This window comes from Rhodococcus sp. DN22 (assembly GCF_036669995.1).
GTDB lineage: Bacteria > Actinomycetota > Actinomycetes > Mycobacteriales > Mycobacteriaceae > Rhodococcus_F > Rhodococcus_F erythropolis.
In genome coordinates this window covers 4,372,902-4,388,704 of sequence record NZ_CP133326.1, presented here as the reverse complement: position 1 = coordinate 4,388,704, position 15,803 = coordinate 4,372,902, and the positions used below count along the sequence as shown (strand labels likewise).

Sequence of the window (15,803 nt, the reverse complement as noted above, 5' to 3'; positions counted from 1 at the left end):
TAATGTGCGCCCGGTCTTCGTATCGCTGTTTCCAGTCAATGCGCACAAGCAGGAGGGGTCGCATTCCCCCGACCCTGACCGGCTCGGCCGCAGATATCAGGGTGGTCCCCGATGGCGGGCGCGCCCGCCACCCGACAGGATGGAACCAACCATTGCGGGCGTCCGTGTTTTCACGGGCGCCCGTCACGCCCGCAAAGTAGCACCGAAGTGAACAGGAAAGGCGATCATGAGTTCGCACGCCCAGGATGTCGCGGCCCGCGCAGTCGGCCTGTCCAAGACCTACGGCACCGGAGATACCCAGGTGCACGCCCTCAGTTCGGTGTCCGCAGATTTCGCCCGCGGTGAGTTCACGGCGATCATGGGGCCGTCCGGTTCCGGTAAGTCGACGCTGATGCATTGCCTCGCCGGTCTGGATTCCGCCAGTTCGGGTTCTGTTCTCATCGGTGACACGGAACTCACGACGCTTTCCGACAAACAGATGACCCAATTGCGACGCGATCGCATCGGTTTCGTTTTCCAGGCGTTCAACCTGGTGCCGACCCTGACGGCGCTCGAGAACATCACGTTGCCGCTCGACATCGCGGGACGCAAAGCGGACCCGACCTGGCTGAACAGCGTCCTGACCAAGCTGGGTCTCGGGGATCGCCTCGATCACCGGCCGGGAGAGCTCTCGGGTGGTCAGCAGCAGCGTGTGGCGTGTGCGCGTGCGCTGGCGGGTCAGCCGGAGATCATCTTCGGCGACGAGCCGACCGGAAACCTCGATTCGAAGTCCTCCGGGGAGGTGCTCTCGATCCTGCGGGCGGCCGTGGACGAGTTCAACCAGACCGTGGTGATCGTGACGCACGATCCGCGGGCAGCGGCGTACGCCGATCGTGTCGTGTTCCTCGCGGACGGCAAGATCGTCGACGAATTGCGTGAGCCTACGGCGGATTCGGTCCTCGACCGGATGAAGCGTCTGGACGCTCCGCAGGCGGTCGTGAACGTGGAAGCCGGGGCTTGAGCACATGGCTTCGGTAAGCAACTCGCCGATGCGCAAGGTTTCCCTGCGCAACTTGGCGGCACACAAGGTGCGACTTGCGCTGACGGTTCTCTCCGTGGTGCTTGGCACGGCTTTTGTCGCGGGGTCGTTCGTTTTCACCGACACCCTCCAGAAGACTTTCGATTCGATCTTCGAGAACACCGCCCAGGGCGTCGACGTCCGGGTATCGATGGAAGAGCGCAACACCAGTGGCGTTCCGGTCGAGGATGTCGACAAACTTGCCGCAGTCGACGGCGTCCGAGCGGTAGCCCCGGCCGTCAGTGGACAGATCGTCCTGATCAACGCAGACGGCGGCGCTGTTCAGACCGGCGGCGCGCCGAGTATCGGTCAGTCCTACCTACCGCCGGGCCAGGCGATTGCCGAACCCGACACCTTCGTCGAGGGCGCGCCTCCGACGCAGACCGGTCAGGTCGCGCTGAACACCAGCGCCGCCGAGCGAGCCGGACTGAAGGTGGGGGACTCCGCCAAGGTTCTGGCACCGGCCCGCGGAATCGTGGACGTGACGTTGTCCGGTATCTACGAGGGGGCGGGCAGTGACACCGGCGGGTTCATCGGCGCGCTCTTCACCGACGAGCAGGCCCGTGGACTCTTCACCGACGGCCAACACGTCGAGTACATCGACGTCGCGGGCGAAGGGGTGTCGCAGACGGAACTGCAGCAACGCGTCGAGCAGGTTTTCCCCGATCTCAAGGTGCAGACCGGCGACCAGGTTCGTGAGGAGACCAAGGCCGAGGTCGACTCGGCGCTGAGCTTCATCAACTATTTCCTGTTGGCGTTCGGCGCGATTGCTCTGCTCGTCGGAACGTTCATCATCTACAACACCTTCTCGATGATCGTGGCGCAGCGTCTTCGTGAGCTGGCGCTGCTGCGTGCGATCGGTGCGAGCCGAGCGCAGGTCGGCCGTTCGGTGGTCACCGAGGCGCTCGTGGTCGGACTCATCGGCAGCATCATCGGTCTGCTCGGCGGTATCGGTCTCGCCTACGGATTGCGCAGTCTCCTCAACACATTCGACGTCGGTCTGCCGGAAGGCCCGCTCCAGGTGGGTGCCCGCACGATCATCGTCGCGTTGGTGGTCGGCGTCGTCGTCACGACGCTCAGCGCTTACGCCCCGGCTCGTCGTGCGTCGAAGATCCCGCCGGTGGCGGCCATGCGTGAGGAGTTCGCCTCCACCGGCGACTCACTGCGAGTGCGGACGTTGATCGGTGCGATTCTCGGCGTGATCGGTGTGGCACTGCTCGTGTTCGGCTCTCGCGGTACCGGCGGCGGCGCGGCGCTGATCGTAGGCCTCGGTGCGTTCTCGTTGATCATCGCGGTGCTTCTCGGGGCTCCCGCGCTGTCGCGGCCGATCGTCGGCGCGCTCGGTGCCGTGTTCGCCAAGCCGTTCGGTGCCATCGGGCGATTGGCTCGTACCAATGCGGTGCGCAATCCCCGTCGCACGGCCGCAACGGCATTCGCGTTGACTCTCGGTCTGATGCTGGTGACGGTCATCGGAGTGTTCGGTTCCTCGGCCAAGGCGAGCATCAATGCTCTTGTCGACGTGGGTGTTTCGGCCGACTACATCCTGACCGGTCCCAACGCGATCGGCGTGCCGCGAGGTGCGGCCGACGCGGTCCGACAAGTGCCCGACGTGCAGAGCGCGACGTCGTTGCACGGAGTGCGTGCGAAGGTCGACGGTGAGGACGAGCAGGGCGCTTCGTTCGACGGCCCGATCGAAGGCGTGCTCGAATACAAGATCCTCGAGGGCACGGTCGATCTGACCGGCAACAACATGCTCGTCTCGAAGTCGACTGCGGACGACAAGGGTTGGACTGTGGGTTCGACCCAGACGTTGACCGGTCCCGGCGGCGTCGAGTACCAGACGGTTGTCGCGGGAGTGTTCGAGGACAACCAGCTGATCGGCTCGTGGATCGTCTCGGACGAGGCGTATCGGAAGCTGATGCCGGCCGAGAGTCTGCCGGACTTCGTGGTGCTGGTGAAGGCGAAGCCTGGCGCGGATCTGACAACGCTGCGATCCGAGCTCGAAACGGCCACGGAGAAGTACGTCGTCGTCCAGGTGCAGGATCGTGAGGAGTTCAAGGGAACTCAGGGCCAGCAGATCAACACGTTGTTGGCGATCCTCTACGGACTGCTTGCACTCGCGGTCGTGATCGCAATCCTGGGCATCATCAACACCCTGGCACTCTCGGTGGTCGAGCGGCGACGAGAAATCGGAATGCTGCGAGCTGTCGGCATGCAGCGCGGACAGATGCGACGCACGATCTACCTCGAGTCGGTGCTCATCGCGGTGTACGGCGCGGCGGTCGGAGTTGTTCTCGGCATCGCGTTCGGTTGGGCCTTCGTGAGCACTCTCGCGGATCAGGGCCTCGACAAGATCACGATCCCGTGGGGTCAGGTGGTCGGAATGCTGATCGGCTCGGGTGTGGTGGGTGTCTTGGCGGCGCTGTGGCCGGCCAACCGAGCGGCCAAGACGAAGCCGCTCGAGGCGATTGCAGACATGTAGGGCCTTCGGCCCCCGTGCGCACTTTTGGTAGCGGTAACAGCCGAAAGTGCGCACGGTACCGTTGCCACATGAGCACCCTTCAAGAAGTCGGCGAACGTGAATCCTGGCGCTGCTGGCTGTGTGACGAACCGGTCGATCCCGATATGTCCGTCAATGATCCGCGCGGCCCGAGTATCGACAGCATCAACACCGCAAAAAAGGGTGGCAAGACCAAAGGTGGCGTCGAACGCTTGGCGCACCGCGCATGCAACACCAAGAAGGGTGCGGTCAAACCTGTTGTGGAATGGCCGGATCGGCTGTTCGTCGTGGATCCCGCCCCGATCATCGGGGTCGTGGAGCAGCTCGAGCGAAAGGGTGGCCGCGTCGCCGTCGCTCGCTGCCCCGGCAAGGACGACGCCCAGGAAGCGTCGGATTGGTTGATCGATCGGTTGTCGCGTCTGGCTCCCGCGTTGAATGTCGAAACAAGTATCGACGCCGCGGGCGGGGGTTACCTGTTGGTCCTGAAAACCGTGTAGGGGGTCGGCCCTGAGTGCCGTCTTTTGCGGTACCTGTTCCGCCTCCATAGCTGTCGGGGTACGGTCGAACCGAACATGAATCCGGTTTCGAGTGCGAAGGAATCCCGATGAACCTGGCATTGACCGACGAGGAACTAGCGTTCCGCGACGAGATGCGGACGTTCTTCCGTACGCAAATCCCCGCGGACATCAGGGAGGCGTACGCCCACGGCGAGGAGTTGGGGCGCGACCGTATGGTCGAGGCGCAGCAGATCCTCAACGCTCACGGTCTGGCGGTACCGCACTGGCCGGTCGAGTGGGGCGGCAAGGACTGGACCCCGGTCCAGCACAACATCTGGCTCGACGAACTGCAGCTTGCGTCGGTTCCCGAACCTTTGGCGTTCAACGCCAACATGGTCGGTCCGGTCATCGCGGCCTTCGGCTCGCAGGAGCAGAAGGAGAAGTTCCTTCCGGCGACTGCGAACCTCGACATCTGGTGGTGCCAGGGATTCTCCGAACCCGAGGCCGGTTCCGATCTCGCTTCGCTCAAGACCCGTGCGGTCCGCGACGGCGACGACTGGGTCATCAATGGTCAGAAGACCTGGACGACGCTGGGACAGTACGCCGACTGGATCTTCTGCCTGGTGCGCACCAATCCCGATGCGCCCAAGCGTCAGGCCGGCATCTCGTTCATCCTTGTCGATCTGAAGACGCCTGGCGTCACGGTCCGCCCGATCAAGCTGATCGACGGCGGCTACGAGGTCAACGAAGTGTTCTTCGAGGACGTCCGCGTTCCGGGAGAGAACCTGGTCGGTGAAGAGAACCAGGGCTGGGGCTACGCCAAGTTCCTGCTCGGTAACGAGCGCACCGGTGTCACCCGCGTCGGTTTCTCGAAGGTTCGTCTGGCCCAGGCCAAGGCCCGCGCTGCCGAGGTCAAGGTCGGCAACGGAACACTGCTCGAAGATCCGCTCTTCGCTGCTCGCCTCGCCGAACTCGAAAACGAATTGCTTGCCCTCGAGCTCACTCAGCTCCGAGTGGTAGCCAGTTCCGCTGACGGCCAGCCGAACCCGGCGTCGTCGCTGCTCAAGCTTCGTGGCTCCGAATTGCAGCAGGCGAGCGTCGAACTGCTGATGGACGTGGCCGGCCCTGATTCACTGCCGTACGACGCGGGCAGCGACATCGCCTCCGCGAGCTGGGCGCAGCACACTGCCCCGACGTACTTGAACTACCGCAAGGTATCCATCTACAGCGGATCGAGCGAAGTGCAGCGCAGCATCATCGCCTCCTCGATCCTCGGATTGTGAGGCGTGGCATGGACTTCGAACTCAACGACGAACAAAAACTTCTCCGCGACACCACCAAGGATCTCCTCGCGCGTAGCTACGACGCCGAGAAGCGCAACGCGATCATCGACTCCGATCCCGGGTGGAGCCCGCAGGTCTGGAAGCAGTTGGCCGAGGTCGGCTTGCTCGGCCTGACATTCTCCGAGGACGACGGCGGCATGGACGCCGGCCCAGTGGAAATCGGCGCGGTCATGACCGAGATCGGTCGACGCTTGGCACCCGAGCCGCTACTCGACGCGGTCGTGACGCCGGGCGGCCTCATCTCCGAAGGTGGCAGTGCAGAGCAGCGTTCGTCGATTCTTCCCGGAGTGGCCGAGGGCACCACGTTCCTCGCGTTCGCCGACCAGGAACCCGGAATCCGTTGGCCGGCAACCGAACGGGCCACCGCGGCGGCCCAGGTCGACGGCGGCTGGACCATCACCGGTATCAAGAATCCCGTCGGCCACGGCGCGACGGCGGACATCTTGGTCGTGAGCGCTGCGCTCCCCGGCGGTGGCGTCGGACTGTTCCTCGTCAAGAGCGATGCCTCCGGTTTGGTACGCAAGTCCTACGCCACTCACGACGGGTTGCGCGGGGCGCAGATCGAGTTCACCGATACGCCGGCCGAAGCACTCGGTGAGGGCGGTGACGCTACTGCTCTGATCCAGGCCGCGCAGATCCGTGAGCAGGCCGCGCTGTGCGCCGAGGCTGTCGGAGCGATGGAAGAGGCGCTACGCCTGACCACCGAATACCTCAAGACGCGTAAGCAATTCGGGGTTCCCCTCGCAAAGTTCCAGACACTGACACACCGCGCCGCCGACCTGTACGTCTCGCTCGAGTTGGCACGCAGCATGAGTCTGTACGCAACGATGTCCCTTGCCGACGGCGTCGTCGATCCAGTGATCGCTTCGCGGGTGAAGTTGCAGATCGGGCGTTCGGCTCGGCTCATCGGCCAGGAGGCGATCCAGATGCATGGTGGTATCGGTATGACCGCAGAGTACCCGGTGGGGCACTACGTGAGCCGACTCGTCGCCATCGAGCACACCCTCGGCAGCACCGAAGATCACCTTCGGGTGTTGGCCGCCGGTGTGGCTGATCACGAGATGGTCAGCGTGGTCTGATCTTTCACGAACGACGAAGGGGCCGCATTCCGTTCCAAGGATGCGGCCCCTTCGTCGTTCAGCGGTGATTGCGCAGGACGTCCAAGCGGAGTCGGCGCTGCTCGATGTTGACGGCGCTGTCGGTGAATGCGTGTTGCCACCCGGGGTCACTCGTTCGGGCCGCCGCGTCCTGCAGAAGCGGTACGGCGTCGAAAGGGAAGCGCGCCTGCACGCTTCGCAGGGTGGAAAAGTGACTGTGACGCGAGTGGATGCCCAAGTCCTCACCCGTCGCAGCATGCTCCATCGCTTCGTTCTCCAAGGCGTTCAACAACTTTTCGGCGACGGCCAGGGGCCATGGGCGGTCGATGCCGTCGAGTAGTGCGCTGCCGTCGACGCCCAGAAGGTACTCGTCCGCGTGGCCGGCAACGATGTACTCGACGCGCTCGCGTGGGTCCGCGATGGCGACGATTCTCCGGTCGGTCGTGCGCCCGTCCCGCTCCAGAAATGCCGACGCCCACGCGGTGTTCTTCTGGAGAACGGTTGCAGCAGTCCATGATTCGATCATCACTGCGCGCCATTGCTTCTCGATGGGGATGGTGAGGGCCTCGCGTGGCGAACCGGCCATAGATTCCCACAGCGTCAGCGGAGTGGCGGTCACGACTTGCCGTAACCACCAGCGCCGGATGCCCTTGTTCTTGTAGTGGACGTCTTCGATGCCGTCACGAAATGCGAGGTCGTCGAGCGAGCCGGGCAATCGGACGGCAAGGCGCGGCCGCAAGGGCTTCGTCTCGAGCCGCACCCAGGACCGAGCCCGAGTGACCATTCGAGAGGCAAACGGAGATCGGGGGAGTTGCCGTAGTAGTTGAATTGCACGCTCACGGACCCGCACGGCTGGATCGTCGAGTGCACACTCGAGGAGCGCGTAGTCGTGTTCACCCAGCCCGACGTCGAGATGGTCGAGGAAGTGCAGCCGGCTTGCCGTGGCCTCGTCGTCCCAAGCGATCTCGAGCTCTTCGCTCGCCAGTTCCGGGTCGACCGTACGTATGTAATCGAACCAGGCCGTACGGTCGTCCGGATCGGGCGAAAGCCACAGCTCGTCCCGGCGTGATCCGATTCGTCGTAGCTGGGCCCAATCCGGGTTCTGCTCCGCCAGGTACTGCCCGCGTCGACCGGCGAGGCGAAGTAGCGCCTCGCGGTGCTCGGGATACTTCAGCGCGGCTTCCATGAAGAGCGGAACGCTGGCAGCGGGCGCGAGGAATCCGCGTTGGTCGGCCATCGCGAACCATTCCGCGAGAGTCCAGGAACGAACCTGCAACAAGGACTGAAGTTGTTCGATCGCGAGGTCGGGAAGCAGCGGTTGAACTGCTGGATCAGTCTTCGATGCGCGCGAGTGACCTGCGTGCGCGTCTGATCGCAGGGAGGTCACCCGCCTACGGTATGGCAGGGGTGCGTCGAGCTGGGTCGCAGGGGTCGGGCGCGTGTCGGCAGATTCTGGAACAGTGGTAACCGGCACCCAGCAGGAGGCGTGAGATGACGGATGGCCGTGAGATGAGAGACGGAACTGACGACGTCTTTGTCGTGGCATCGGTGACCGAACGGCGAACGCTCATCTCCACCCGAGTGAGGGAGTGGTGTGCGGCGGGAACCGTCGAGTCGAACCGGCCGGAGTTGTCCGATGATGTCGCGCTGCTGATTGCCGGGGGGTATGGGGACGAGTCGACGCGATCGATCCTGGCGAACCGGCGCAGTGTCGGACGTTCGTTCCCGGAGATCGGCGGCTTCTCGGAGTTGCGGTATCTCACCGACGAGCTGGCCCGCACCAGACGTCGACTGCTCGCGACTCGCATCGGCCCTGTTCAGGTTGTCCTCGAACGACGGGTGCAGGCGCTCGAGAAGCGCGTTCAGTCGATGCGATCGGCGATCGTGCATTCCAATCGTCACTTCGCGAGCAGTGTCCGTGCCATCCGCAAGGACCGGCGCGACGGCCTGCATCTCGACGTCGAGCAACGCGAGGCTCTCTTTGCCGGGCTCACCCGTACACCGGTTCCAGCCAAGCTGCCGGTGGGGCTCGGTGTCGTGGCCAGCAGTGGAAACGCAGCACTCGACAAACTCGCCGCCCAGTTCGGGAAGGTTCAGGGAACCGGTGTCATCGCCGATGCAGGAAGGCGCATCGCGGAAGTCCTCGACGGACTGGTCGATTCAGAACCCGAGGGACGCGCCGGTGAGTACGACGCCTTGCTTTACCTCGCCGGGAATCTGTTCGACCGGATCGAAAGCTCCAGCGCGTGGCATTCCGACCACTTCGTCATTCAACGCAACCAACTCGACCTGGCCGACGAGATCACCCAGATCGCGGTCGACACCGTCGCGCTGCGTTCGATTCTTGCGGAGTTGGACGACGCGGCTGCACTGGCACGCGACGAGGGAACCCGAGCCGGAATCGCTTCGCGCAGGGAAGCGCTCGGCGCGGTCTGGGACCAGCTGGTCGAGCGCGTGGCGGCCCTCGCGCGGATCGGTGACCTGGTCGCACGGGCCGAGGATCAGTTGAGTTCGCAGCGCGCGGTTGCGCATGCAGCGAGCCTCGACAGCCGGATCGACGACCTACTCGCGCGCTCTGGTTCACGTGAACTTTCGGCTGCAAACACGCACTACGTCGGGGATCAATTCGACGGTGTGGAAGAGCTGATGTTCGCTCACCGGGCGGCGCTTTACGGGGACATTGCACTGCTGACCTCTGGGAACGAGCGTCGGGCGCCGTAGTCAGGCCGTCGCCGGAGCTGTAAGGTCGGGGGTACTGACCGGCCACACGATCGAAGTAAAGGCCGGGATTTCGCTCAATGCTCGACCCCGATGCCGATCCGGTGATGCGGGCGTACCCGCTCGAGACAGGTCGATCATGGAAGACACCGCAAGCCGCGGCATCAATGCGTTCATTTCCGAAGCTACGCAGCGTGGGGGCAAGGCTGTCCGTCTCACGCACTCACGTCGTAATCCCGTCGAGGTGACGGGCGCTGACGGTGTCAGCCGAATCGTCCGCGTGCGGTCCAAGCTCGACGGTGACTGGCAGGCCAGGCGTCAGGACGAGTCGCTCGAGAGTGACGACACCCGCTCCGAGTTCTGGGTGTTCGTCGACCTGGCAGCAGATCCGCACGAGTTCTACATGTTGCCCTCCAACGAGGTCGCCGACGACATCCGCGCCGAGGTCGACCTGTGGATCATGGACAGCCCCGGACGTAATCGCACCGGCCATCACGCGATTCCGCGTGGGCGCGTCGTGCACGGTCACGATCGTTGGGATGCGCTGGGCTTGGCCGCGGTCAAGGATCCGAGCATTTACGTCGAGACCCCGGTTGCGACCAAGCGTAAGACGTCGCCGGTCGCCGCGAAGAAGCGTCGCGCCAGCGGTGTCGAGGAGATCGAAGTCGTCGACAATCGCCTCGAGATGACAGCCGATTGCCACGGATATCGCTGGGTCGGGCGCTTCGACGAAACCACCGAGGTCGTCGAGATCATGCGCGGACCGATGGAAGGCCGCCGATTCCCAGATCCGACCGCGGCCGCAAATGCCGTCACCGGTCACATCTCAGGCGACACCGAGAGCCATGACGGTTGGTCGTTCTGGACGATCAACAACACGGCCCTCGGCGCTCATCTCAAAACTGCCTGATCTCAGGCTCCGACTGCCGCCGACACCCGTTCGAGAGTGTCCAGTTCATTCGACGAGAGCACCAGATTCGGGGCATCCAGTAGCGCCGGGAGCTGCTCGGGGCGGCTGACGCTCGCGATCGGTGCGGTGATGCCCGGTCGAGTCAGCAGCCAGGCCAGCGCGACGGTCGAGATCTCGCTGTCGTGTGCCTGCGCGATTGTCGCCAGTTCCGCGACGACGTCGAGTCCGGCGTCGCTGAAGTATCCGGCGGTCAGTCGTTCGCGGGAGCTGCCTTCGATGTCCGCGCGGGTCTTGTATTTTCCGGTCAGGAAGCCGGAAGCGAGAGCGAAGTACGGGAAGACGCTGATGTTGTTGTCGGTGGCGATCTGGGCAAGTTCGGGTTCGTACGACTTGCGGTGAACCAGGTTGTAGTGCGGTTGCAGGGCGATCGGCGCGGCGTAACCGTTCTCTTCGGTGATTCGCAGCCACTCCCGGACGCGATCGGGGCTGTAATTGGAGATTCCGAGATAGCGAACCTTGCCGGCGACGACCAACGCGTTGAAGGCTTCGAGCGTTTCTTCGAGCGGAGTCTGCGGGTCGTCGAAATGCGCGTAGTACAGATCGATGCAGTCCGTCTGCAGGCGCCGCAGCGACGCCTCTGCTGCGGCCGCGATGTTGTCGGCCTTCAGGCCCTTGAAATCGGGATGGCTACCGACCTTGGTGGCGACGACGATGTCGTTCTGCAGTCCCCGATCGGTGATCCATTTCCCGATGATCGTTTCGGATTCCCCACCGGAATTGCCGGGAGCCGACGCCGTGTACGAGTCGGAGGTGTCGATGAAATTTGCACCGGCTTCGGCGAACGAGTCGAGGATCTCGAAGGACGTCTTCTCGTCCGCGGTCCATCCGAAAGGGTTGCCGCCCAAGCTGATTCGGAAGATGTCGAGATCCGAATTTCCGATGATCGCCACTGTGTGGAACTCCCGTCGATGAAGGTGGTCGCTGCATCCCGCACCGTACCCTCTCACGGCGCTGGCGATGGCGCGCCCTCGCCAGGTTCGCCGAAAAATGTATCGGATCGTGATTGCCGCCGTCAGCGTTGGGTATGGCCTCAAATACTGAATTCTTCGATGGACTGCTGATAGGAGCGTCCGATGATGATTGTGGACGAAGCGACCCGCGTCGTTCGTGGGGTGGCAGACGCAACGACGACGGTGGCCGGAGCCGTCGGTAGTGGAGTGATCGGTGGAGTGACGGGCGGGATACGCGGATCGGCGGAGGGTGTCCGAGACGGAATTCGTGCGGGTAGTTCCTCGACGCCGACGGCGGTTCTCACGATGGCGGCCGTGGGTGCGGCGGGATTGGTGGAATGGCCGGTGATCTTGGCAGTCGGCGGCACGGCCCTGGTACTCCACGAATGGGATCGCAAGAGCGGTCGGACGGATCGCGAGGTCAAGGCGGTTGGCCGCGCGAGCAAGCCGGAACAGGTAAAGCCGGAACAGGTAAAGAAGGAATCGAGCGAAAACTCCCACAAGGCGGCCGGCCGGTCACAGGATCGAACTCACAGTTCTTCGCACACTCGATCCACTCACTGATGTTCTCAGCGATGGCCCGGCGTGCGGTGTCGGTGGCAACTTTGCCGCCGCGCCTGGCGTTGTCGGGACTCGCGTTGGTGGGCGGTTCGACGATTCCGCGAACCGCTGTCAGTGACGTGGCGTTGCGGACCGGCACCCTCGCGTTGGCGGGTATGGGGATGATTCCTGCAGCAGCGGGATCGATATTCGGTGCCCCGCGAATCCCAGGTTCCGCCTATGTCTCGGCGGCCGCGTCGGCGATCAATTATCAACCCCGGGTGCGTCGGCGAATCGAACAGCGCCTTGGCCGTTCGCTCACCGACTTCGCATTGGAGTCGGCGACGTCGTTCGCGGATGTTCTGACCTATGCGCCTGCGTCATTGGGCGTGGATTCCGGGCTGCGGACGATGCTGCTGCGCGAAACTCTGGCGGCGCGAAACTCTCGGCGGGTGTGGTCATTCGAACCTGGCGGTCGCGGTGCTTCCACGAGGCCTGACCCGAGTGGTCCGGGGGAGCGTTATGCCGACAGGATCGCTGGGGTTCAGCTGGCGGCCGGGGCTGCACTGGCTACCGTGTCCGCCGGCGGTGACACCGTCGCGACGAGTATCAAGGTTTCGGCGCCGCGGCCGCTTCGGATGTCGCGCGAATCATTCGCTGCTGGTGTGTCATACGGTCTGTGTCGGACGCACCACACCGCCGTTTCGGACTCTGCGGCTCTACGCATGCTCGATCGTATTGACACCGTCCTCGTCGATCCGAGCGTCCTCTTCGACGACTCGCTCCGGGTTTCCGACATACGAGAGGTGGCCGAGTCGGATCGCGTCGCAGTGTGGGAACAAGCCAGGAAAGCTCTGAACGACGGAACTGTCGGAGTGGGAAGGCACCGCATCGGCGGCGCCGAAGTGGTCGTGCGACCCGTGCGAAAAGGTCTGGCGGAAACACTGATAGGCGAAATACGTGCGGCCGGGGTCGCAGCCGTCACGATCGACGACGACGGGCTCGGATCACTGCGAAGTGGATTCGACGAGCTCTATCCGGCGCAATCGACTGCCGAAGCCGGCCTGCGCGAGGCTCTCTCGGCGTTGGTGGCCGAGGGTCGGACAGTTGCGATCGTGTCGAGTAGGGCGATAGCGGGGCAGGCAGTGCTACGCATCGGGATTTCACCACCGAGTGGCGAGCACGTGAGTGCCGACATCCACACCGACTTGGCCGGGGCGTGGCGGGTTGTCCATGCGCTCCCGGCTGCTCGAACAGCGACGAGGCGCGGTGTCGAACTCTCCTCAGGCTCTTCGGCATTGGGTGCCTTGATCATGCTTCCGGGAGTTCGAGGGGCTGGGCCGGGGCCGATCACAGCTGGTTCGGCCGCGGGACTGTGGACCGGATACACCTTGTCCCGATCTGTGATTCAAGCGCCCGTCCCTGTCGGTACTCCGAGCGATACCTGGCATGAGATGGACGGTGATGCTGTCGTTCGCGAACTATCCGAATCCATCCGACATACACCGCACCGTGCGGAAGCTCGTGTGCGAGCGCCCGCACGGTTCAGGTTGATCCGTGACGGATTGTCGGCGTTGCGAACAGAATTGGCGGATCCACTGACGCCTGTGTTGGCGACCGGCTCCGCTGCCAGTGCAGTCCTCGGTTCACCGGTAGACGCCGTCCTGGTCGGCTCGGTCTTGGTCGGCAATGCCGCGATGTCCGCTGTTCAACGGCTTCATTCGGAGCGGGCGGTGCAGCGGCTCTTGCGGACTCAGGAACCGGTAGCTCGGCGAGTAACCAACGACGGCACGGTCGAGACAGCGGCCGACGCGCTCGAACTCGGTGACGTCGTGGCAATCGAGTCCGGGGACATCGTGCCCGCAGATTGTCGCCTGTTGAGCGTCGAATCACTGGAAGTCGACGAGTCGTCGTTGACGGGAGAGTCCCTGCCCGTCGACAAGCAGACCGACCCGACCCCTGGGATGCCACTGGCCGAGCGACGGTGCATGGCCTACGCAGGGACAACAGTGCTTGCCGGATCCGGTCGTGGCGTGGTCACGGCCATCGGAGCCCGAACGGTGACCAGGCGTGCCGATGTCGGTGTGTCCCGATCCGGACCTGCTGTGGGCCTGACCAACAGACTTCGCGAACTCACCAGGGCGACCCTGCCGGCCAGTATCGGCGGTGGGGCGTTGGTGACAGTCGCGGGTCTGCTTCGTGGTACCGGTCTGCGCCGCGCCGTCACCGGAGGTGTGGCCGTGGCTGTGGCTGCCGTGCCGGAGGGGCTGCCTCTGGTTGCCACTCTGGCTCAGCAGGCCGCAGCGCGAAGGCTCACTGCAGCAGGAGTGTTGGTTCGTGCGCCACGATCGATAGAAGCGCTCGGTCGTGTCGACGTGGTCTGCTTCGACAAGACCGGAACCCTCAGCGAGAACAAGCTACGGGTGGCCGCGGTCGAACGCGTCGACGGCTGGGACGAAAGCGAGATTCTGGAAGTTGCGGCGCGCAGTGCCTTGGGAAGTCGCGACGATCGCGTGTTTCATTCGACGGATGCCGCCGTCGTCGATGCAGCCCAGCAAGCTCTGGACGATGCTTCGGTTTTCGGTGACGTCGAGGCGAACAACCTCGTTCCGTTCAGGTCGGGGCGGCCGTACTCGGCAGCTTTGCTCGGCAGGCGGATCGCACTCAAAGGTTCGCCGGAATTCGTGACCGAAGCAGGACGAGATCCGAATGCTGTGTCGGCGAAGCACGTTCAAAGCATGGCCGGACGCGGACTGCGGGTGGTTGCCGTCGCCCAGCGCGAGTTGTCGGAACACGACGCGCGACGCGCAGGCGAAGACTCGCAATTTCTCGAACAGTGTTGCTCCGAGGGGTTGGAAGCGGTCGGCCTTCTCGGACTCTCGGACACGCTCAGACCCGAAGCAACGCAACTTGTTCGAGAACTTCGAGGCGACGGACGGCAAGTGCGCGTGCTGACCGGGGATCATCCGACAACAGCGGCCGCGGTCGCCACCGAACTGGGGTTGGACGTCGCACGCGAGGATGTTGTCACCGGTCCTGACTGGGAGAACTTCTCTCGCGCCGAAAGACGGGATGCGGTCCGCGGCAGCAGCGTCTTTGCGCGCGTGACACCCGAGCAGAAGGTCGAGATCGTGCAAGCGTTGGAGACCGACGGGCGGGTGTGCGCCATGGTCGGTGACGGCGCGAACGATGCTGCGGCGATCCGAGTTTCCAGCGTGGGAATCGGGGTGTCGTCGACCGACAGTGATCCGGCGCGCGGCGCCGCAGACATCGTGCTCCTCGACGGCCGTGTCGGCGGACTGACCGACGCATTGGACGAGGGCAGTCAATTGTGGCGGCGGGTCAGATCAGCGGTAGGGGTTTTGCTCGGAGGCAACGCGGGTGAAGTCGCATTCGCGCTGATCGGTTCTGCGTTGTCCGGCGAATCACCGCTCAACGCAAGGCAGTTGCTACTGGTCAATCTGATGACGGACGCCTTGCCCGCTGCCGCGCTTGCGGTGAGCACCCCGTCCGAGAACGGATCCGAGAAGTCCGAACAGATGGACGCTCATGCGTTGTGGCAGACGATCGCTGTCCGCGGCGGTGCCACGGCAATCGGTGCGCTGGCAGCGTGGCTTCTGGCCCGGGCGAGCGGTAGGAGGCGGCGAGCGTCGACGGTGGCGTTGGTTGCCCTGGTGGGCACCCAACTGGGGCAGACGCTGCTCGAATCACGCAGTCCGCTGGTGGTCGCAACCGTTGCCGGATCCGCTGCGGCGCTGGCGACGCTCGTCAGCACACCCGTGGTGAGCCAATTTCTCGGTTGCACGCCGCTCGGTCCCATCGCCTGGGGCCAAGCGGTGGGCTGCGCGTCGGCGGCGACGCTGCTCGCGGCGCTGGCCCCGCGGGCGTTGGAGCGGATTGCCGCAACTGAGGAGAACGCGAACGGTCAGTCGACGATTCGCAAGATCCCGACGCGAACGAGCACTGCGTACACCTCCCGAACCGGGGGAGTCAGCGCCCGCGACAGCGTGGAAATCAGCGACGTGGAAATCAAAGAAGCGGAAACCGGTGAATCGGACACGCTTGTGAGCGTCGCTGCTGGAAGTGACACGTCGCCGAACTCCCGGGCGACCCGAGATGAATCCTGAGGAA

General features: G+C 64.2%; 11 protein-coding genes. 9 read left to right on the top strand and 2 right to left on the bottom strand.

Translation table 11 applies throughout. The features are described from left to right. Positions 1–226: 226 nt before the first annotated feature. From RA302_RS19840 to RA302_RS19820, 5 genes are all read left to right on the top strand, one after another. Positions 227–1,000 carry an ABC transporter ATP-binding protein gene (locus RA302_RS19840; RefSeq protein WP_003945134.1) on the top strand — a complete coding sequence of 258 codons (774 nt, stop codon included), beginning with the start codon at positions 227–229 and terminating at the stop codon, positions 998–1,000. Positions 1,001–1,004: 4 nt separating this feature from the next. Further along, complete coding sequence (locus RA302_RS19835) at positions 1,005–3,539, top strand: FtsX-like permease family protein (RefSeq protein WP_070161771.1); 2,535 nt, start codon at positions 1,005–1,007, stop codon at positions 3,537–3,539. Between the two features lie 68 nt (positions 3,540–3,607). Then, positions 3,608–4,054, top strand: a complete 447-nt coding sequence (locus tag RA302_RS19830; protein WP_007736175.1) for a hypothetical protein — start codon at positions 3,608–3,610, stop codon at positions 4,052–4,054. A gap of 107 nt (positions 4,055–4,161) precedes the next feature. Beyond that, complete coding sequence (locus RA302_RS19825; RefSeq protein ID WP_007736177.1) at positions 4,162–5,337, top strand: acyl-CoA dehydrogenase family protein; 1,176 nt, start codon at positions 4,162–4,164, stop codon at positions 5,335–5,337. Between the two features lie 8 nt (positions 5,338–5,345). Then, positions 5,346–6,476, top strand: coding sequence for an acyl-CoA dehydrogenase family protein (locus RA302_RS19820; RefSeq protein WP_030536908.1), 1,131 nt, complete (start codon positions 5,346–5,348; stop codon positions 6,474–6,476). A gap of 58 nt (positions 6,477–6,534) precedes the next feature. On the opposite strand, the gene RA302_RS19815 is transcribed toward RA302_RS19820, so the two are convergent. Beyond that, on the bottom strand, positions 6,535–7,881 hold the full coding sequence (locus RA302_RS19815; RefSeq protein WP_070161773.1) for a DUF5691 domain-containing protein: 1,347 nt from the start codon (positions 7,879–7,881) through the stop codon (positions 6,535–6,537). Between the two features lie 104 nt (positions 7,882–7,985). Here RA302_RS19815 and RA302_RS19810 point away from each other — a divergent pair, with 104 nt between their 5' ends. Further along, the gene (locus tag RA302_RS19810; protein WP_050656661.1) at positions 7,986–9,215 is read left to right on the top strand and encodes a hypothetical protein; all 1,230 of its coding nucleotides are present in this window, start codon (positions 7,986–7,988) and stop codon (positions 9,213–9,215) included. Between the two features lie 136 nt (positions 9,216–9,351). Continuing rightward, positions 9,352–10,122, top strand: a complete 771-nt coding sequence (locus tag RA302_RS19805; protein ID WP_003945109.1) for a hypothetical protein — start codon at positions 9,352–9,354, stop codon at positions 10,120–10,122. Between the two features lie 2 nt (positions 10,123–10,124). Here RA302_RS19805 and RA302_RS19800 read toward each other — a convergent pair whose 3' ends face one another. Next, positions 10,125–11,072: an aldo/keto reductase gene (locus RA302_RS19800; RefSeq protein WP_070161776.1), complete on the bottom strand. Its 948-nt coding sequence runs from the start codon at positions 11,070–11,072 to the stop codon at positions 10,125–10,127. 183 nt (positions 11,073–11,255) lie between these two features. Here RA302_RS19800 and RA302_RS19795 point away from each other — a divergent pair, with 183 nt between their 5' ends. Both RA302_RS19795 and RA302_RS19790 read left to right on the top strand, forming a co-directional pair. Next, complete coding sequence (locus RA302_RS19795) at positions 11,256–11,696, top strand: hypothetical protein (protein WP_338477667.1); 441 nt, start codon at positions 11,256–11,258, stop codon at positions 11,694–11,696. Then, positions 11,696–15,799 carry a cation-translocating P-type ATPase gene (locus RA302_RS19790; protein ID WP_338477665.1) on the top strand — a complete coding sequence of 1,368 codons (4,104 nt, stop codon included), beginning with the start codon at positions 11,696–11,698 and terminating at the stop codon, positions 15,797–15,799. Before RA302_RS19795 ends, RA302_RS19790 begins: the two co-directional genes overlap by 1 nt. Positions 15,800–15,803 lie beyond the last annotated feature (4 nt).